Source organism: Lacrimispora xylanolytica (assembly GCF_026723765.1).
GTDB lineage: Bacteria > Bacillota > Clostridia > Lachnospirales > Lachnospiraceae > Lacrimispora > Lacrimispora xylanolytica.
The window spans coordinates 393,385-413,668 of sequence record NZ_CP113524.1; the positions used below are offsets into that span (position 1 = coordinate 393,385).

A 20,284-nucleotide genomic window follows, 5' to 3' on the forward strand; every position below is an offset into this window, starting at 1 on the left:
GAGGAATTTATGATTTATAATGTATTGGAGTTCGGAGCAAAGGGCGATGGAGTGACCAATGATGCTAAGGCAATCCAAAAGGCCATAGACACATGTACCGGTGAGGGCGGCGGCCGGGTCTTACTTCCTGGCGGACATACCTATAACAGCGGTTCTATCCTGTTAAAATCAAATGTGGATTTTCATCTGGAGATGGGAGCCGTGTTAAAGGCCAGTGATGATTTAAATGATTATTATCCTCTGGCAAACGGAGGAAAGATCGTGGCTCATGAATCCGGACTTCCTTCCTTTTTAAACAGTGAATATAACGGCAGACCGTTCCATGCATTTCTCTATGGCTTTGACCAGAAGAATGTAGCCATCACAGGCCTTGGAACCATTGATGCCAATGAAAAGATTTTTTACGGAACCAACTCCGGTTTTCATATTGAGGGAACGTATTATCCAAGAATCCCTCTTATGCTGTTAGAAAAATTTGAGCATCTCACCATTCAGGATGTCACCTTAATTAACTGTGCCTTCTGGACTGTCCATCTGGTGGGCTGCAATGATGTCCTGATTCAGGGAATTCGCTTACTCAATAACCTACAGATGGCAAACTCCGACGGAATCGACCCGGACCACTGCACCAATGTGCGAATCATCGGCTGTCACATCGAATGCGGAGACGATGCCATTGTTCTTAAAAATTCCGGGGATTACAATCAGTACGGCCCCTGTGAAAATATCGTAATTTCAAACTGTACCTTAATCTCCACCAGCGCAGCCATTAAATTTGGTACGGAAGGGGAATGCAGCTTCCGAAATGTTCTGGTCGATAATTGTACCATCAGCAGAAGCAATCGTGGTATCTCCCTTCAGATCAGGGATGGCGGAAACGTGGAAAATGCCGTGTTCTCCAATATTACCATTGAGACACGCCGCTTTTCTCATGAGTGGTGGGGAAGAGCCGAGCCGATCTGCATCACCGTACAGGACCGTAAGCCTGGGGTAAAAGCTGGAAAAGTGAGAAATGTCCGGTTCCAGAACATTACCTGTAAAGGGGAAAATGGAATCTTTATTCGGGGAAGTGAAGACAATTACGTGGAAGATGTGAGCTTTGAAAATATCCATCTGACCCTGGAAAAGACCTCCCGCTGGGAGATTGAAGGATATGATATCCGTCCCTGCCAGGGCGATGGAGCCATTCATACAAAGATCTCCGGAATCTATGCGGACTATGCCAGAGATATCTCGTTTGAGCATGTGAAAATCAATGTGGAAGAGAGCATGCAGCCCTTTTACAAAGAAGATGTTACCCTGTTAAATACAGAAGAAATTACATTTTAAAGGTTATTCCGTGGCGATGCGGATGGCGCAGCCCAGTTCTTCACAGTAGGAACAGAATGCATCATCCGGCATCTGATCGGTTAGAATAGAGTCAAACTGACTCACATCTCCAAAGGTCATAAGGGATGCCCGGCCAAACTTTGAGGAATCAGCCAGAAGATAATGCTTCTGGCTTTTTTTAATCGCCGCTTTTTTCACATTATATTCTTCCGTGGAAGCATTGCAGATTCCTGCCTGTACGGAAATGCCGGTACATGCCATAAAGGCCCGTACAATGTTAAAATCCTCTAAATATTCCACGCAGGAGCTTCCCACAAGGGAGGCAGTATCCCTTTTTAAGGAGCCGGGTAGAACGATTAAGTTGATATTTGGGTAATTCATGGCCTTATTTATGACCTGAACGCTGTTAGTAATCACAGTGACCGTATTCAAATGGGTCAGATAGTCCACAATATTCATGGTCGTAGTACCGCTGTCAATGAATATGATATCCCGTTCTCTCACATAGGAGGCGGCTAAGGCAGCAATCCGTAATTTCTTTTGTGCATTCTGATTGGCCCGCTCGTGAAAGGTAATCAGCTCGGGAATAGGAGATACCGTATCTAAGGCAACTACGCCTCCATATACTTTTTCTACCGTTCCTCTTGATACCAGGACTTCTAAATCCCTTCGCAGGGTATTTTTCGATATTTCAAAGACTTCACACAGGGTATCTATGGAAGCTGTTTTGTGTTCTAAAATATATTGCTCCAATTGGTCAATCCGGGAAATTCTCATACTTTACTCCTTTTATGGCAGCCCCGCAGGCAGCCGTTCTAAAAAAATTATAACAGATGCACAAAAAAATATCAACAAATAACCAACAAGTGATCATATTAAGGAAAAAAACTGGAAGAATCTCTTGACCATACCCATGAAAAGTGCTAAAATATAACCAAAATACAACAATAAATAAATCAAAACATTATCATAAATAGGAAAGGAGCGTAATAATGGGAAGAGAGTTTATTATGCCTGGAACAATCGTCAGCGGAGACAATGCCCTCTTTGATGCGAAGGCTCATTTAAAAGAACAGGGGAATAAAGCCCTGATCGTTACCGATGAGGTGATGGTGAAGCTTGGGAATGTAGGAGTATTGACCGGGCTTTTAAAAGAAGAGGGAATATCCTATGCTATATTTGACGGAATTAACGGGGAGCCAACGGATACCATGATTGAAGACGGACTATCCTGTTACCAGAAGGAAGGCTGTGACTTCCTCATCGCACTGGGAGGCGGAAGCCCCATCGATTCCATGAAGGCAATTGCCGCTCTGTCCGCCTGCGGAGGTAACATTTCTGATTATATGGGTAAGGTCATAAAAGGAGATCTTCCTTCTATGACAGCCATTCCTACCACAGCAGGAACTGGTTCTGAGGCAACTCAGTTCACCATTATTACAGATACGAAAAAGGATATTAAGATGCTGTTAAAGGGTCCTGTCCTCATGCCGGATCTGGCTATCATTGATCCCAGGTTTACCATGACGGCTCCGCCTAAGATTACGGCGGCAACCGGACTTGATGCGCTGACTCATGCTATGGAGGCCTACACTTCAAGAAAGGCTCAACCTCTGTCCGACTCCTTTGCGTTATCAGCGGTAAAGAGAATTTTTGCCTGGCTGCCAAAAGCTTTTCATGATGGCGAGGATAAAAAGGCAAGAGAGGAGATGTCTCTGGCTGCTTTGGAAGCAGGAATTGCATTTAACAATGCATCGGTGACTCTGGTTCACGGCATGAGCCGTCCCATCGGAGCCTTGTTCCATGTTCCACACGGCATTTCCAATGCCATGCTGTTAAAGGAATGCTTCCGCTTTGCCCTTGACGGTGCCTATGACCGGTTTGCAGTGATGGCAAGAGAGATCGGGGCAGCAGGGGAAGAGACAGGAGAGGAAGAGGCAGCAAAGGCATTCCTTGACTCAGTCATTGGAATTTTGGATGAACTAGAGATTCCGTCCCTGGCTGGGTATGGCATAGACCGGGAAGCATTCTTTGCAGTCATTGACAAGATGGCAGGAGATGCCATGGACAGCGGTAGTCCTTCCAATACCAGAAAGGATATGACAAAGGACGATGTAACCGAAATTTACCGCAGACTGTGGGATTGACCCGGGGATAAAGGAGAAGAGTATGGCATTAGTAAAGATGAAGGAATTGCTTTTACAGGCGAAGGAAGAAAACCGGGCCGTGGGAGCCTTCAGCGTGGGGAATCTTGAGATGGTAAAGGGAGCTGTGAAAGCAGCAGAGGACTTAAATACCCCTGTCATTTTACAGATAGCGGAAGTCAGGCTTCCTCATTCTCCCCTGGCTCTCATGGGGCCTATGATGGTGGAAGCAGCAAAGAAATCCTCCGTTCCCATTGCAGTTCATTTAGATCACGGGAAATCCCTGGAAGTACTTTCTCAGGCACTTGCCTATGGGTTTACTTCTATTATGATGGACGGCTCCACTCTTCCTTTTGAAGAAAATATAGAAATGACCTTGCAGGCAGTTGACTTAGCGAAGAAATACGGCGCAACCGTGGAGGCGGAGCTCGGTCTGGTGGGGGGGAGTGAGGATGGCAAAACCGATGAAGGAATCCGCTGCACCAACCCACAGGATGCCAAAGTCTTTTTAGAACGGACGGGAGTGGATGCATTGGCTGTTGCCATTGGCAATGCCCATGGCAATTATCCCGTGGCACCACGATTAGCCTTTGATGTATTAGAGGCCATTGATAAGATAACCAGTGTACCTTTGGTGCTTCATGGGGGAACCGGAATTACACCGGAGGATTTTAGAAAAGCCATATCCCTTGGTATTAGGAAAATAAACATTGCCACCGCAAGCTTTGACAGCCTGACCAGAGAGGCAATCAACTATCTGGACAGGGAAGGAAAGCATGATTATTTTGGCCTAAATGAAGCAATGGTAAAGGGAGTTTATGATAATGTAACACAGCATATCCGCATTTTTAACTGTGCAGAGCCGCTGTAATCAGGAGGGAAAGCATGCAGTATATAACATTTGATGAAAAGAGACCTATGGATTTAGTCCTGCTGGGCAGAGTGGCAGTTGATTTTAACCCGGTGGATTACTTCCATCCCTTAGCAGAGTGCACCACATTTAAAAAGTATGTGGGCGGTTCTCCGGCAAACATAGCTGTCGGTGTGTCAAGACATGGATTAAAGGCAGGATTCTTTGCAAGAGTGTCTGACGACCAGTTCGGGGACTTTGTTACAGATTTTTTCAAGAAAGAAGGAATTGACGTAACCAGAATCCGCCGCTGTGAGCATGGAGAGAAAATCGGCCTGACCTTTACAGAGATTTTATCTCCAACAGAAAGCAGTATCTTAATGTATCGCAACTGCATTGCCGATTTACAGTTAAGTCCGGCGGATATTGATGAAGAATATATAAAGAATGCGAAAGCAATTTTGATTTCAGGAACCTCCCTGGCAGCGAGTCCTTCAAGAGAAGCAGCTCTTAAGGCGGTAATGCTGGCTAAGAGAAACAACACAGTTATTATTTTTGATATTGATTACCGCCCCTATAACTGGGTCAGTGAAGATGAGATTTCCATCTACTATTCCATGGTAGCAAAGGAAGCGGATATTATCATGGGCTCCAGAGAAGAGTTTAACTTAACAGAACGCCTCATTGAGGAAGGCCGCTCCGATAAGGAGAGTGCAGCAGCATGGCATAAGGAGCGGGCTAAGATTGTCATCATTAAGCATGGCAAGGAAGGCTCCACCGCTTATACAAATGACGGCAACAGCTACAGCATCAAGCCATTCCCTGTCACAGCCTTAAAATCCTTTGGCGGCGGTGACGGATATGGTTCCGGTTTCCTATATGGGCTGTTTGAAGGCTGGGAGATGATCGACTGTCTGGAATTTGGCAGCGCGGAAGCAGCCATGATGGTAGCCAGCCACTCCTGTTCCGAGGATCTTCCGGGACCGGATGAGGTTCGTGCATTCATCAAAGAAAGCAAGGAAAAATACGGCGAAATGATCGCCAGAGCATAAAGAAGGGAGACAACGTGTTATGGGGTACACCAAAATGACGGTTGCACAGGCCTTGGTAAAGTTCCTGGATAACCAGTATGTGGAACGGGATGGAGAAGTAACAAAATTCGTAGAAGGAGTCTTTACCATCTTCGGTCACGGTATCGTAGTAGGTCTGGGTCAGGCCTTAGACGAGAATCCAGGAAGCTTAAAGGTATATCAGGGACGGAATGAGCAGGGAATGGCTCATGTGGCAGCAGGCTATGCCAAACAGAACAACCGGAAAAAAATCATTGCCTGTTCTTCCTCCATCGGACCGGGAGCTGCCAATATGGTAACAGCAGCAGCCTGTGCCACGGTTAACAACATTCCTCTTCTTCTCCTTCCAGGAGATACTTATGCAACCAGACAGCCGGATCCGGTGCTGCAGCAGTTAGAGCAGAGCTACGGCCCGTCCATCACCACCAATGACGCCTTCCGTCCTGTGTGTAAGTTCTGGGATCGTATCGTTCGTCCGGAGCAGCTGATGTCAACCATGATAAACGCCATGCGTGTCCTCACAGATCCGGCTGAGACAGGTGCGGTATGTGTGGCTCTTTCTCAGGATGCAGAAGGAGAAGCTTATGAGTACCCGGATTATTTCTTTGAAAAACGGGTTCACAGAATCTCCCGTCCGGTGCCTACAGAGGCTGATTTAAAAGACTTGACTGCTATGATTGTAAGCAGCAAAAAGCCTATGATCATCTGCGGCGGCGGTGTGAGATATTCTGAGGCTGGGGAAGAGCTGATGAAATTCTGTGAGACCTTCCGCATTCCTTTTGCGGAGACTCAGTCAGGGAAAAGTGCCTGTAAGTCTTCTCACCCTTATAATCTTGGCGGTCTTGGGGTTACCGGAAACTTATCTGCAAACACCATTGCAGAAGAAGCGGATTTAATTATTTCTGTGGGAAGCCGTTTGTCTGACTTTACCACTGGCTCTAAGAACCAGTTTAAGAATCCAGAGGTGAAGATAGCTTCCATTAATATTTCCAGATTCCATGCTTACAAAATGGATTCCCTTCCTGTGGTGGCAGATGCCAAGGCAGCCCTTGAGGTTCTTTCTAAGAGCCTGAAGGAAAAGGGCTATATATCGGCTTATAATTGTGAAATCGAGGAAGCAAAGAAAGCCTGGGACGAAGAGATGGAACGCCTTAGTAACTACTGCTATGACGATGATTTTGAGCCAATCGTGAAAGCCAGAAATCCAGTATCCATCGAGGAATTTGTGGAGCTTACAGGCGGTGTGATTACTCAGACAGCAGCACTTTCCTTAATCCGTAAAGAAATTGATCCCGATGCCATTGTCATCGGTGCTTCTGGAAGTCTTCCGGGATGCTTACAGAGAATGTGGACCACAGATCAAAAGGATGCCTACCACATGGAATACGGTTATTCCTGTATGGGCTATGAAATCGCAGCAAGTCTGGGAGCCAAGATGGCATCTCCAAACCAGGAGGTATACTCCATGTGCGGCGACGGCAGCTTCCAGATGCTTCACAGTGAGCTTGCAACCTCTTTGCAGGAAGGCATGAAGATCAATGTTCTGTTGTTTGACAACTGCGGCTTTGGCTGTATCAACAATCTCCAGATGTCAAACGGAATCGGAAACCTGGCCACAGAATTCCGTTACCGTGACGAAGATGGAAACCTAAACGGCGGACTGATCCCAGTGGATTATGCCAAGGTCTGTGAAGGATATGGGGTCAAGACCTACACAGCTAAAACACTGGTAGAATTAAAGGAAGCGATTGCCGATGCGAAGAAGCAGACCGTATCTACTTTAATTGACATCAAGGTTCTCCCAAAGACCATGACAGAAGGTTACAAGTCCTGGTGGAATGTGGGCCTTGCAAGTGTAACAGGAATCGAAGGGCAGCAAAAAGCGTATGAAAATCTGATGGAAAACCGCGGGAAAGCTAGGCGGTATTAAATAATATAACAGGGAAGGGATACCGATATGTTAAACAAGGAGAAAGTAAAATTAGGAATCGCACCAATCGCATGGACCAATGATGATCTTCCAGATCTTGGAGGGGAGAATACCTTTGAGCAGTGTGTCAGTGAAATGGCACTGGCTGGGTTTACAGGCTCTGAGGTAGGAAATAAATATCCAAGAGATGTAGAGGTCTTAAAAAAGGCGCTTAATTTAAGAGGGGTAGAGATTTGCAACGCATGGTTTTCCACCTTCTTAATCAGCAAGCCTTACGAAGAGACAGAAGCAGAATTTAAAAAGCATGTGGCATTTCTCGCAGCCATGGGCGCAAAGGTAGTAGGGGTCTCAGAACAGAGCTACAGCACCCAGGGAATTCAGGATCAGCCGGTCTTTGAAGGAAAGCATGAGATGGATGACAGGGAATGGGATCTCTTATGTGACGGACTGAACCGTCTTGGAAAGGTATCCAAAGAGGAATACGGCGTTGCCCTTACCTTCCACCATCACATGGGAACCGTTGTTCAGAGTGCCAAAGAAGTAGAGCGCATGATGGCAGGCACTGACCCGGAATACGTGAGCCTCTTATTTGACAGCGGACACTTTGCTTACTGTGACGAGGACCCGGTGGAAATGGTCACAAAGTATGTGAACCGCATCAAGCATGTACATTTAAAGGATATCCGTCCTGAAGTAGTAAAGCAGGTAAGAGATGAGAAGATGAGCTTCCTTGCAGGTGTGAGAGCCGGTGCTTTTACCATTCCAGGAGATGGCTGCGTAAACTTTGATCCCATTTTTAAGGTATTAGAGGACGCTTCCTACGAAGGCTATATGGTGGTTGAGGCAGAGCAGGATCCAGCAAAGGCTAACCCATTAGAATACGCCATCAATGCAAGAAAATTCATCGCAGAAAAAACTGGTCTTTAATCCATCAAACAATAAAAGGAGAAGAAAATTATGGTAACCGTAGGAATTATTGGAGCAGGAAGAATCGGAAAGGTTCATACTACTAGCATCTGCAATATTGTTAAAAACGCAACCATCAAGACCATTGCCGACCCATTTATGAACGAAGAAACAGCCGAGTGGGCAAAGAGCATGGGCGTTTCTCATACCACCAAGGATTACAAGGAAATTTTAGCTGACCCGGACATTGATGCTGTACTTATTTGTTCTTCCACCAACACCCATTCCCCAATTTCTGTGGAAGCAATCAAAGCCGGAAAGCATGTATTCTGCGAAAAACCAATTGACCATGACATTGATAAAATCAAAGAAGTCATTGATGCATTAAAGGACAGCAAGGTAAAATACCAGGTTGGCTTTAACCGCCGCTTTGACCATAACTTTGAAGCAGTTAAAAATGCAGTGGTAGCAGGTAAAATCGGTGAGCCTCATATCATCAAGGTGACCTCCAGAGATCCAGAGCCGCCAAGTGCAGAGTATGCAGCTGTTTCCGGTGGTATGTTCCTTGATATGACCATTCATGATTTTGATATGGTACGTTTCCTGGCAGGCTGCGATGCAGAAGAAATCTATGTGCAGTCAGCAGTCCTCGTTGATCCGGCCATTGGAGAAGCAGGCGACGTGGATACCGCAGTCATTACCATTAAGATGGAAAATGGTGCAATCGCTGTGATCGACAACTCCAGAAAGGCAGTTTACGGCTATGACCAGAGAGCGGAAGTATTTGGCTCCAAGGGTATGGTAGCAACCTCCAATGACACAGAATCCAGTGCTGTTTTAAGCACCGCTGACGGTGTGACTGGTGAAAAGCCGCTTTACTTCTTCTTAGAGCGTTACATGCAGTCCTTTGCAAAAGAAGTGAACTGCTTCATCGATGCCATTGAACATAATACAGATACTCCTCTTGGTGTATTAGACGGATTAAAGCCAGTTCTTATGGGAATCGCAGCAAAGAAATCCGTAGAAGAACACAGACCAGTTAAGATATCAGAAATCACAATGTAAGAGCCACAAAGGGAGAAAGGAGCTTTCATGAGCGAATTATTCAGCTACCCGGAATTTGACAAGGACGGAATTAAAGTCCTTTGCAAAGCCGGTGATGCGAACAATGATATGTTAATGGACATTGCTGTCTATGAATTAAAAAATGGAGAGGAACGTACCTTTGCCTATTCCCAGAATGAGATGGCAGTCCTTCTTCTTACGGGAGAAGTCACCTTTTCCTGGGAAGGGAAGGAAGAGAGCGGAACGCGTACCAGCCTCATTGAGGAAGGCCCTTACTGTCTTCATGTATGCAAGGGAATGTCAGTGAAGGTATCTGCAAAGGCTGACAGCCAGATTCTCGTTCAGTGCACGGAAAATGAGAACATCTTTGAAAGCGTGTTCTACCGCCCCAGTGACTGCACCAATGATATCTTTGGTGAGGGATTATGGGAAAATAAAATGAAGCGTACGGTCCGCACCATCTTTGACTACAGCAATGCTCCTTATTCCAATATGGTAAATGGAGAGGTAATTACCCATCAGGGCGGCTGGTCCAGCTACACCCCCCACGAGCATCCCCAGCCAGAGGTATATTACTATAGTTACGAACGGCCAGAGGGCTTTGGAGCCTGCTTTATCGGCGAAGAGGCATTTAAGATTAAGGACGGAAGCTGCGCGAAGATTCCAGGAGGAAAGACCCACCCCCAGACAACCGCACCCGGATTCCCCATGTATTACTGCTGGATGATCCGCCACCTTCCAGGGAATCCCTGGACAACCAGAGTAGACGATCCAAGATACAACTGGATCAAAGACGTAAAATAAAGAGTGGAGAGATGCTTGTGTCCCATCAGGCATCTCTCTGCTTTTTCATATTTTGTCTTAACTTTTACATAAAAAGGCCGAATACAAAAAGTGCATAGTTATTGAAGAGAGAAACGCAAATTCTGCGCTGACGTTTTCAATCAAACATGTTAAATTAGTAGCATATTTATAACATAACAGTTTTATACAGAAAAGGGGTATCGTAATGATTCATGTTCAACAAATGCTGGCCGCGGTAATCGAAAAGTATGAACTCGGTTATCAGACCAGTTTGTTTTTAAGGATTGTTGTGGCAGGGGTATTCGGATATCTCATTGGATATGAGAGAAAAAGCCGTTACAAAGGAGCAGGAATGAGAACCCATGCCATTGTTGCTATGGGAGCTGCTCTCATGATGGTGGTCTCCAAGTATGGATTCAGGGACATTCCTAATTTTGATGCATCAAGAATTGCTGCCCAGATTGTTTCCGGAATTGGTTTTCTGGGAGCCGGTGTCATCTTCATTAAGAATAACTCCGTAAGCGGGCTGACCACAGCAGCCGGTATCTGGGCAACGGCAGGAGTCGGTATGGCCATCGGTGCCGGTTGCTATTATATGGGAGGAGGGGCCAGTCTGCTTCTTATCTTCACTCAGATCATACTTCACGATGTGCCGTTTTTAGCTAAGGAGCCATACCGGAGTATGTTAAAGATAAGCACCTCCAATTATGACTCGTTAGTCAAAGATCTTTTTAATATGTTAGGCGAAGAAAAGATTCGTGTGCTAAATGTAAAAATCGGAAAATCAAAGGACATCACCAAGGTAGAGCTGGACCTTCTCTATCCAGCGGGATATGAGAAAAATGACCTGATCCTTAAATGGTCCGCAGACAAACGAATCGAATCCATTAACGGTTAAACATCTGGTTGAAGCCCTCTTTTCAGGGGAATATAAGAAACGTTAACCAGACATTCAGGAAAAAGCAGGATAAAAATGATAAAACATCTGACAGCTGATTTACACACCCATACGGATGTGAGCAAACACGGCTACAGCACCGTTTATGAGAATATTATGGCTGCAAAGGCGGCCGGGCTGACCCACGTTGGAATCAGCAATCACGGCCCGGCCAACGATGACGGAGCTCCGGAGGGACATTTTAGAAATCTAAGGGCCATACCTGAGATAGTAGAAGGCATCCGGGTCTACCGGGGAGCGGAGTTAAATATTACAGATTACAATGGAAGCATTGACTTAAGCGGCGATACCATAAGAAACAGACTGGATTATACCATTGCCTCCTTTCACAATGAGGTCATATCTCCAGGCTCGCTAGAAGATCATACAAGTGCTTATCTTTCCATAGCTGCCAACCCTCTGGTGGATATCATCGGACACAGCGGGACTCCCGGCTTCCCCTATGATTATGAGCGCGTGATACCTGAATTTAAGCGGTATGAGAAGGCAGTTGAAATCAATGAGGCAACCTTTCATGTGCGAAAGCAGTCCGTAGAAAACTGCATGAACATCGCCAGACTGTGCGCCCTTCATGGAGTTTTCGTGATTGTAAACTCAGATGCCCATTTTTGCAAGCTGGTAGGCGTGTTCCATAACGCCCTGGAAATGCTTCGTCAAATCAATTTCCCGGAGGAGCTTATTTTAAATGAGGATGGGAAACGTCTGGAAGCATGGCTGCAAAGGAGAAATCTATTAAAGGAGCAGGGGATATGAGATATTACGTTGGAATCGATCTTGGAGGAACCAATATCGCAGCAGGACTGGTAGGAGAAGACGGCACGTTATTAAAGCAGCTTTCCATCCCTACAAACAGCGGAAGAAGTGCCCGTGAAATCGTTAAGGATATGGCGGATCTTGCAAAGGAAGTGGCAGACCTTGGCGGGATATCATGGGATCAAATAAAAGCAGTTGGAGTTGGTGTGCCCGGAACCGCGAACCGGGACACTGGCATTGTGGAATATGCCAATAATCTTGGTTTTTACGATGAGCCAATGGTAGCCATGCTGGAGGAAGAGCTTCCGGGAAAGGCTATCCGGTTTGATAACGATGCCAATGCCGCTGCCTGGGGAGAATATGTGGCAGGCAGCGGAAAAGGCAGCAGATCCATGCTGGCAGTCACTCTGGGAACCGGTGTAGGCGGCGGAATCATACTGGACGGAAAGCTGTTTCGCGGCGTCAATTATGCGGCAGGAGAATTCGGACACTTTGTTATTGACCGGAACGGAATCGAGTGCAACTGCGGCAGACGGGGCTGCTTTGAGAATTATGCATCGGCCACAGCTCTGGTAGCACAGACAAGGCAAGCTATGGAAAAGAACCCTCAGTCCCTTTTGTGGGAGCTGTGCGGCAAGAACATCAATCAGGTAGAGGGAAGGACCTTGTTTGACGGAGTGAGGCAGGGAGATGATACCGCAAACCAGGTGCTTCATCAGTTCATTGAATACTTAGGCACTGGACTGGTAGACTTAATCAATATTTTTCAGCCGGAGCTTATCTGCATTGGCGGAGGAATCAGTAAGGCAGGTGAGCTTTTACTAAAGCCGCTCCAGGCGATGATTGACCGGGAGGATTATGCTGCCACTTCCCGTAACCGGACAAAGATTGTGGTGGCAAAGCTTAACAATGACGCGGGCCTTATTGGTGCGGCATTGTTAGAATCGTAGAAAAGAGGAAAATCAGGATGAAACGATATATGGAACATATGATCCGTTCCGCAGAACAGAGAGTGGATCAATTTTTAAGCCTGCAGGTAAAAGACGAAAGAGATGTTTTTTTTGGAGGAATGAAACGCCCTATCTTAGAGGCAAAGCCTACGATTTATGTAATGGCAGATGCTGCGTCCGTTTATCTCAATGAAAAGAGCCGTTATTATAAAAGTGAAAGCCTGTTAAAAGCCATGGAGGCAGCCATCATTTTTATTAAGAACTGCCAGAGGGAAGATGGAAGCTTTGATTACCCCTCCTGTAATTTCAAATCAGCGCCGGATACCTCTTTTTGCTTTAAGCGTCTTATTGCCACCTACCGACTGTTCCTAAAATACACAGGAGATGAGGAGCTTGTTTCCTTAAAGGCTGGCTACCGTTATGTTCTTGTAAAGGCACTGACAGCCCTTTTAACAGGCGGTTTTCATACGCCCAATCATCGCTGGGGCATTACAGCGGCTCTCATGCAGGGAGCAAATCTTGTGAAGGAAGAAAATCCTGAGCTTTCCAGCCAGCTTATAAAGCGTGCCAAACAGTATCTGAATGAGGGCATTGACGGCAACGAGGAAGGGGAATATGCGGAGCGTTCCACAGGCAATTATAATGCAGTGGTGAACAATGCCATGATGGCTATGTATGAGGAATCTGGTGACGAAAGCTATCTTGGTTATGTGGAGCGGAATTTAAAGATGATGCTTTACTATATAGATCCTGATGATACGATTTTTACCCAGAATTCCACAAGACAGGATCAGGGCAAGGCAGATTACCCGGACAAGTACCTTTACCAGTATTTATATATGGCGGCAAAAACAGGGCTGGAAGTATTTGACCGTGCGGCCCATAAGATTATAAAGGATAATACAGAACGTGGGGACATGGCGCCGGAATGCCTTCATATTATTATGCTTCACGACTTTATGATGAATTATGAATTTAAGGGGTATGGATTTCTTGAGACCTATCATAAGCATTTTGAAGAGGCAGGGGTTATCCGTGGGAAAACGCCGGAGTATGGCTACAGTATTTTAAAAGGAAAGAGTGCCTTCCTTTTTCTTAAGTTCCAGGAGACACTGATTTACTTAAAGATTGGGGAAAGCTACTGCGATATTCGGAATTTCATTCCACAGACCATAGAGGAAAAGGACGGCGTGTGCATCCTGACATCTGTGGCTAAGGGCTGGTATTATCTTCCCTTTAGTGAAAAACAAAGTACCAACGACTGGTGGAAGATGGATCATACCAAGCGGGAACTCTTAAACAGCAGCGAAATTAAGATGACTGTAACCTTAAAGGAGCTTTCTGAAGGTATGGAAATCAGCGTGAAGGCAGAAGGACTGGATCAGGTGCCGCTGCGGGTTGAAATCTGTATTCCGGCAGGAAGTATTCTTGAGAATGAACATTTCCATATGCGTGGGGCAAAAGGAGAGGACATGGTGCTAAGAGATGGGGATGTGACCTTGATCCACGGCAATCAAAAACTTCTTTTGGGACCTGGTTATGGAACCCATGAATTTGGGGGACATTATTCAGGAGAAGAAATCAACGAATCCGGCTTCACCATTTACTTTAATGATTACACTCCTTATGAAAGAACGTTTTCCATTCGCAAGGCGTAAGGGCAGGAGAAAGATAAAGGAGAAGGTTCCGGTGCAGGGATGCACCGGAATTTTTGCAAGGTAAATCCTGTTTTATGATTGCAATGCCTGTATTAACATTTAAACATATGAAAAATATAGGAAATTAACGAAAACCAGTTGCAAAATTACCCGGAGTGAGTATATAATAAATTTACTTTTTAGTAGATGACGGCTGCCAGTGATTCTGGATTATCATATACGTCGTGGGTTGGCTAGAAATGAAAGGAGATAATTATGAAAAAATCACTTAAAAAAATTGGGTTAGCGCTTATGACCTCCATGCTGGTTCTTGGAGCGCTTACCGCATGCGGCGGGAAGGATCCGGGCGCAGAAAATAATACATCCTCCGGTGCGGCAGGGGAGACTACAAAAGCAGGTGAGTCTTTAACAGGAACAAAGACAGGTGAAGACAGTACCTTTACCTATGCCATTGCAGGCGATCCGGGAGCGAATGTAAACGTAATTACAACAAGCGACCGTTTTGGCCTTATGACAATTAAAATGATTTATTCCCCATTATATATGTACAACGCAGATGGAATCAACTATTTCCTTGCGAAAAGCGTGGAACCCTCTGAGGATAAATTGACCTATACCGTACATTTACGGGACGATGTAAAGTGGTCCGACGGAGAAAAATTCACAGCAGATGACGTAGTATTTACCTTTGATGCCATGGAAAAAGAAGAGAATGCGGGCTGGGCCTACTCTCAGCTTGTTTACCCGGAAGGCAGCGTTAAGGTTGCCAAGGTAGATGATTATACCGTTACCTTTACCATGCCAGTTGTCAATGCAGCAGCAGAGGAGATGATTTCCCAGATCTTCATCATGCCAAAGCATGTTTATGAGAATGTGACCAGCTTTGAAAACAATGAAGTGAATTCTAAGCCGGTTGGAACAGGCCCATATGTAATGTCAGAGTACTCCGCAGGTTCCTATGTGAAGTTCACAAAGAATGAGAACTATTTCCTGGGAGCACCTGCTATTGACAACATTGTTTACCGGATCATTGAAAATGAAAACACAGCGAAAACAGCCATTCAAAGCGGTGAAGTAGATGCCTGGATCGGAACTCCTACTCAGGTAGAGCAGATGGACTTAAAGTCTAATAACTTAACCGTTCATCCTTATCAGGAAGGCCGTGTCGGCTATCTGATGATGAATTCAAAGCGTATGACCGATGAGAACTTAAGAAAAGCAGTTCTTTACGCCATTGACAAAAAAGCCATTGCTGACGCTATTTTCTTAGATGCGGCAAACTACGATCTGCCATGGAGCTTTATGCCTCCTAACAGTGAGTTCTTTACAGAGGACGTAGAAAAGTATGGTCAGGACCTTGAAAAGTCAAAAGAATTTTTGGCTGCTTCCGGCAACAAGGCCCCTGAGCTTACCCTGGCATACAGTGCAACAGACAGCATTCAGTCAACCACTGCCATTCTTGTTCAGGAACAGCTTCAGAAGGTTGGCATTAAAGTAAACTTAACTGGCGTGGATTCCACTGCACTGAGCCAGCAGATGAAAAAAGAAGATAACGCATACGACATGTATTTCGGCGGTTATATCATGGGAATTGACCCGGATACCTTTACCAGCCTCTTTGAGAGCGGAAGCGGTTTTAACTACATGCATTATAATTATCCTGAGATCGATGAGCTGTTCTCTCAGGGACGGAAAGAAACCGACAAAGCAAAGAGAAAAGAAATCTATACAAAGCTTCAGCAGAAAATACAGGATACAGCCTGCTTCTATCCGCTGTACTCCAATAAGCGTCTTTTAGTGGTATCAGACAGAGTTACAGGCATCGAGGATGCAAAGCTGGTTCCTGTTTACACCTTTGAAGATACTTCCAAGCTTAAGCTCAAATAAAACGTTGAAAAAGGGGGTTTTTGCTGCTTCATTTCCTGCGGCAAATGCCCCTTTTTATAAGGAGATAATTCCATGGCCAAATATATATTAAAACGAATATTGACAGCCATACCCATGGTCCTTTTCATCACAATCCTGTGCTTTACCCTCATGCATTTTTCACCATACGATGCCATAGATGCCATGACAAATCCCAGGATGTCCCAGGAAACCATTGATTTAATTAAGGCAAAGTACGGATACGACCAGCCTCTTTATATTCAGTATTTCCGCTGGCTGGACGGACTGATGAATGGAAATTATGGATATTCTATTGTGACAAAGCAAAGCATTGCAGCGGATCTTTCCGTCAGGATTCCGAATACATTCAAGCTGGTGCTTCCAGCCTATATTACTGCTTACTTTCTGGCCGTTGTGCTGGGACTCTTGGCAGGCTCTCATAAAAACCGGGCAGCAGATAAGCTGATTGACGGTTTTTCTTCCGTTGGAATCGCAGTTCCTTCCTTCTGGTTTTCCATGCTCCTTATCTTTGTCTTTGGATATAAGCTGAAGCTTCTTCCCTTTGTTGGAATGAATTCCGTTGGTATGGAAGCCTCTGTGGCTGATTTTATGAGGCATTACATCATGCCCTTTAGCACCCTTGTATTTGCCTTTCTGCCTGCCAACATAAAGTTTGTCCGTTCCTCCACTCTGACTCAGTTTTCTGAGGATTATGTACTGGTGCAGCAGGCTTTTGGTGCCAGCAAGCGGGAAATCATGTTTAAGCATGTCTGCAAAAATGTACTCCTTCCGGTGGTTACAAGACTTGGAATGGCATTGCCGTTATTAGTAACCGGAGCCATTATCACAGAGACCGTATTTGGCTGGCCGGGGGTAGGTCCTTACTTTATCAAAGCCATTCAGGGCCTGGATTACCCCATTGTCATGATTATCCTGGTATTGTCCTCAACCCTGGTGATCCTTGGTAATCTTCTGTCGGATATTTTGTACTGCCTCATCGATCCGCGAATCCGGGAAATGGGGTGATGACAAATGAGAAAGAAAGATAATATGAAACATAACAACAGGTCCACTCGAATGGACAGCGTGATTCTTGTATTAAAGCATGATAAGGCAGCAGTACTCTCCTTGATTCTCTTAGGGATTATCATCCTGTTTGCCCTTATCGCCCCATTGCTTCCTGTAGATCCTAATGCAACGGACGTCATCAATCGGCTAAAATCTCCGTCCTTTACTCATCTGTTTGGTACCGATGAGGTGGGAAGAGATTATTTTGCAAGAGTCATCTATGGAGGCCGTGTCTCCCTGTTGGTTGGATTTTTAGCCATGCTCACAAGCCTTACCATCGGCGTTGCAGTAGGAACCATCTCCGGGTTCTGCGGTGGGATCATCGATGCCATACTGATGCGTATCGTAGACGTGCTTCACTCCATACCCTGGATGATTTTAGTAACGGTTGTCAGCATCTTTTTAAAGCCGGGACTTAAGTCCATCATACTTGTAATCGGACTCTTTACCTGGATGGAGATTGCAAGGCTGGTACGTGCGGAAACTCTTTCTTTAAAAGAGAGGGAATTTGTTCTATACGCCAAGTTTTCGGGAGTCGGTGTTTTAACTATTATTCTGCGCCATATTATCCCCGCAGTATTTCCTACCATCATCGTCTCAGCCACTACCAGCATGGCAAATGCCATTATGACAGAGTCTTCCTTAAGCTTTTTAGGGGTTGGAATCCAGCAGCCAATGTCCTCCTGGGGCAGTCTCCTTCAGGATGCCCAGGGAACCATGCAGAACAACTTTTTCATGGCCTTAATACCAGGGCTTTTAATCATAATAACGATTTTTAGCTTTAATAAGCTTGGAAATTTACTTCGTGTCTATGTGGAGCCTAAGGTCATGAACGATGAGAAAGAATAAAGTGAGGGAATAAAAGTGGAAGATTCAAACAATATAAATAAAGAAATCCTGTCTGCCAGGAATGTACACACCACTTTTCATACCCATGGAAAATCGGTGCAGGCAGTACGAGGTGTCAGCTTCCATGTCGGGCAGAAGGAAATCCTTGCTGTGGTAGGAGAATCCGGAAGCGGAAAAAGCGTTCTCATGAAATCAATCATGGGACTGATGCCTGACAATGCAGAAATTACCGCAGATGAAATCCGGTTCCTGGACCGGGAGCTTACTGCCATGACGCCGGAGCAGCTAAGAAAGATACGGGGAAAGGAAATTGCCATGGTATTTCAGGATCCCATGACAGCCTTAAACCCTTTAAGAACCATAGGATATCATCTTATGGAGGTGTTAAAACGGCACCGTAACATGAGCGGAAAAGAAGCCCATAACGAGGCCATAGAAGTGCTGAAGCAAGTAGGAATTTCCTCTCCGGAAAAACGTCTTATGCAGTATCCCCACGAGTTTTCCGGCGGAATGCGCCAGAGAGCTTTAATAGCCATGGCCCTTTGTTGTTTGCCAAAGCTTTTGATCGCAGATGAGCCTACGACAGCTCTTGATGTGACCATTCAGGCTCAGATCCTTGAACTGTTAAAGAAGCTTCAGGAAGAGAATGGAATGAGCGTGGTGCTGATTACCCATGACCTTGGTGTGGTAGCAAGCTTAAGCCACAGAATCTGTGTGATGTACGGCGGACTTATTATGGAAGAGGGACTGACGGATGAAATCTTTTATGCTCCCAAACATCCTTATACAAAAGCCCTCTTAAGAGCTATTCCAAAGCCTCAGTCAGGAAGCCGAGAGCGGCTGGAAGCCATTCCTGGAATGGCCCCATCCCTGGCTTCTCCTCCCCCTGGCTGTCCCTTTGCCGAGCGGTGTAAATTCGCCTGTGAAGCATGTAATCAGGCCATACCACAGTACCGGGTGTATTCTGACACCCAGAGGGCTCTGTGCATCTTTTCTGACGAGGAGCTGAATGCCATGGAACAGGAGGTGGAGTAAATGGAACAGAATAACCAGGAGATCCTTCTGGAAGCGAAAAACTTGTGTAAATACTTCCCCCAAAAGGACTTTTTTGGGAGGAAAAAGGCAGAGGTAAAGGCGGTAGATGGCATCAATCTTGCCATCCGAAAAGGGGAGACCTTTGGTCTTGTGGGGGAGTCTGGCTGTGGAAAATCAACCCTTGGGCGGACGCTCATCCGCATGTATGATCCCACCAGCGGTTCCATCCATTTTAAGGGTCAGGATATTACTGGATGGAAGGGGAAACAGCTTCTTCCTATCCATAAGCAGATGCAGATCATTTTCCAGGATCCCTACTCAGCCCTTGATCCCCATTTAAATGTAAGGGAAATCATCAAAGAGTCCCTGACGGCCGGAGGAAAGATGGCTGCCAGCGAAATGGATGGAAGAATCGAAGAACTCTTAAAAAGGGTGGGAATGAAACCGGATGATATGCATAAGTATGCATACGAATTCTCCGGTGGACAGCGTCAGAGAATCGGAATTGCCAGAGCACTTTCCGTGGAACCAGAATTTCTTCTTTGTGATGAACCGATATCAGCTCTTGATGTGTCGATACAGGCACAGGTGGTGAATATGCTGGAAGATCTTCAGGAAGAATTAGGGCTTACCTACCTCTTCGTTGCCCATGATTTGTCCATGGTGCGTCACATATCCACCAGGATTGGTGTCATGTATTTAGGGCGGCTGGTAGAGGTGGCAGATTGTGATGAACTCTATGAAAATCCTCTTCATCCTTACACGAAAGCCCTTCTTTCTGCCATTCCTGTGGCTGATCCAAAGGCAGCAAGAGCGGCGAGCCGCCTTATGCTATCAGGAGAACTCCCAAGTCCCATGGATGTACCAGGCGGATGCCACTTCCATACCCGATGCATGGACGTTCAGAAAGAATGTGAAGAATCCATTCCAGGCATGCGCGAAATATCTCCGGGGCATTACGTGGCATGCTCCTGTATCTGACAATTTACGTAGGATGAGGAAGAAACCTTAGAAAAATAATTCTTGAC

18 protein-coding genes are annotated in these 20,284 nt (G+C 45.7%); 17 read left to right on the plus strand and 1 reads right to left on the minus strand.

The window, feature by feature from the left end; all coding sequences use genetic code 11:
- The first annotated feature begins 9 nt into the window (after positions 1-9).
- Entirely contained in the window at positions 10-1,329 is a 1,320-nt protein-coding gene (locus tag OW255_RS01925; protein ID WP_268115441.1) for a glycoside hydrolase family 28 protein, read from the plus strand.
- A 3-nt stretch (positions 1,330-1,332) separates the two neighbouring features.
- Here OW255_RS01925 and OW255_RS01930 read toward each other — a convergent pair whose 3' ends face one another.
- Positions 1,333-2,106, minus strand: a complete 774-nt coding sequence (locus OW255_RS01930; RefSeq protein ID WP_024837583.1) for a DeoR/GlpR family DNA-binding transcription regulator — start codon at positions 2,104-2,106, stop codon at positions 1,333-1,335.
- Between the two features lie 215 nt (positions 2,107-2,321).
- Between OW255_RS01930 and OW255_RS01935 the strand changes: the two genes are divergently transcribed.
- The 16 genes from OW255_RS01935 (at position 2,322) to OW255_RS02010 (ending at position 20,237) form a co-directional block, all read left to right on the plus strand.
- Positions 2,322-3,476, plus strand: coding sequence for an iron-containing alcohol dehydrogenase (locus OW255_RS01935; protein WP_268115442.1), 1,155 nt, complete (start codon positions 2,322-2,324; stop codon positions 3,474-3,476).
- A 22-nt stretch (positions 3,477-3,498) separates the two neighbouring features.
- Complete coding sequence (locus OW255_RS01940; RefSeq protein ID WP_268115443.1) at positions 3,499-4,344, plus strand: class II fructose-bisphosphate aldolase; 846 nt, start codon at positions 3,499-3,501, stop codon at positions 4,342-4,344.
- 14 nt (positions 4,345-4,358) lie between these two features.
- Complete coding sequence (gene iolC, locus OW255_RS01945) at positions 4,359-5,375, plus strand: 5-dehydro-2-deoxygluconokinase (protein ID WP_024837580.1); 1,017 nt, start codon at positions 4,359-4,361, stop codon at positions 5,373-5,375.
- A gap of 19 nt (positions 5,376-5,394) precedes the next feature.
- Entirely contained in the window at positions 5,395-7,323 is a 1,929-nt protein-coding gene (gene iolD, locus OW255_RS01950; protein ID WP_268115444.1) for a 3D-(3,5/4)-trihydroxycyclohexane-1,2-dione acylhydrolase (decyclizing), read from the plus strand.
- A 27-nt stretch (positions 7,324-7,350) separates the two neighbouring features.
- Positions 7,351-8,250 carry a myo-inosose-2 dehydratase gene (iolE, locus tag OW255_RS01955; RefSeq protein WP_268115445.1) on the plus strand — a complete coding sequence of 300 codons (900 nt, stop codon included), beginning with the start codon at positions 7,351-7,353 and terminating at the stop codon, positions 8,248-8,250.
- A 30-nt stretch (positions 8,251-8,280) separates the two neighbouring features.
- Positions 8,281-9,294: an inositol 2-dehydrogenase gene (gene iolG, locus OW255_RS01960; protein ID WP_024837577.1), complete on the plus strand. Its 1,014-nt coding sequence runs from the start codon at positions 8,281-8,283 to the stop codon at positions 9,292-9,294.
- A gap of 27 nt (positions 9,295-9,321) precedes the next feature.
- Positions 9,322-10,098: a 5-deoxy-glucuronate isomerase gene (locus OW255_RS01965; protein ID WP_024837576.1), complete on the plus strand. Its 777-nt coding sequence runs from the start codon at positions 9,322-9,324 to the stop codon at positions 10,096-10,098.
- A 205-nt stretch (positions 10,099-10,303) separates the two neighbouring features.
- Entirely contained in the window at positions 10,304-10,996 is a 693-nt protein-coding gene (locus tag OW255_RS01970) for an MgtC/SapB family protein (protein WP_268115446.1), read from the plus strand.
- A gap of 75 nt (positions 10,997-11,071) precedes the next feature.
- Positions 11,072-11,809: a phosphatase gene (locus OW255_RS01975; RefSeq protein WP_268115447.1), complete on the plus strand. Its 738-nt coding sequence runs from the start codon at positions 11,072-11,074 to the stop codon at positions 11,807-11,809.
- On the plus strand, positions 11,806-12,759 hold the full coding sequence (locus tag OW255_RS01980) for an ROK family protein (RefSeq protein ID WP_268115448.1): 954 nt from the start codon (positions 11,806-11,808) through the stop codon (positions 12,757-12,759). Before OW255_RS01975 ends, OW255_RS01980 begins: the two co-directional genes overlap by 4 nt.
- Positions 12,760-12,776: 17 nt before the next feature.
- Complete coding sequence (locus OW255_RS01985) at positions 12,777-14,417, plus strand: hypothetical protein (RefSeq protein ID WP_268115449.1); 1,641 nt, start codon at positions 12,777-12,779, stop codon at positions 14,415-14,417.
- 255 nt (positions 14,418-14,672) lie between these two features.
- Positions 14,673-16,304 (plus strand): ABC transporter substrate-binding protein, encoded by a 1,632-nt coding sequence (locus OW255_RS01990; protein ID WP_268115450.1) that lies wholly within the window; start codon positions 14,673-14,675, stop codon positions 16,302-16,304.
- A gap of 72 nt (positions 16,305-16,376) precedes the next feature.
- Positions 16,377-17,330 (plus strand): ABC transporter permease, encoded by a 954-nt coding sequence (locus OW255_RS01995; RefSeq protein WP_268115451.1) that lies wholly within the window; start codon positions 16,377-16,379, stop codon positions 17,328-17,330.
- A 6-nt stretch (positions 17,331-17,336) separates the two neighbouring features.
- Positions 17,337-18,221, plus strand: a complete 885-nt coding sequence (locus OW255_RS02000; RefSeq protein ID WP_268115452.1) for an ABC transporter permease — start codon at positions 17,337-17,339, stop codon at positions 18,219-18,221.
- Between the two features lie 15 nt (positions 18,222-18,236).
- Positions 18,237-19,256 carry an ABC transporter ATP-binding protein gene (locus tag OW255_RS02005; RefSeq protein ID WP_268115453.1) on the plus strand — a complete coding sequence of 340 codons (1,020 nt, stop codon included), beginning with the start codon at positions 18,237-18,239 and terminating at the stop codon, positions 19,254-19,256.
- Entirely contained in the window at positions 19,257-20,237 is a 981-nt protein-coding gene (locus OW255_RS02010) for an ABC transporter ATP-binding protein (protein WP_268115454.1), read from the plus strand.
- Positions 20,238-20,284: the final 47 nt, after the last annotated feature.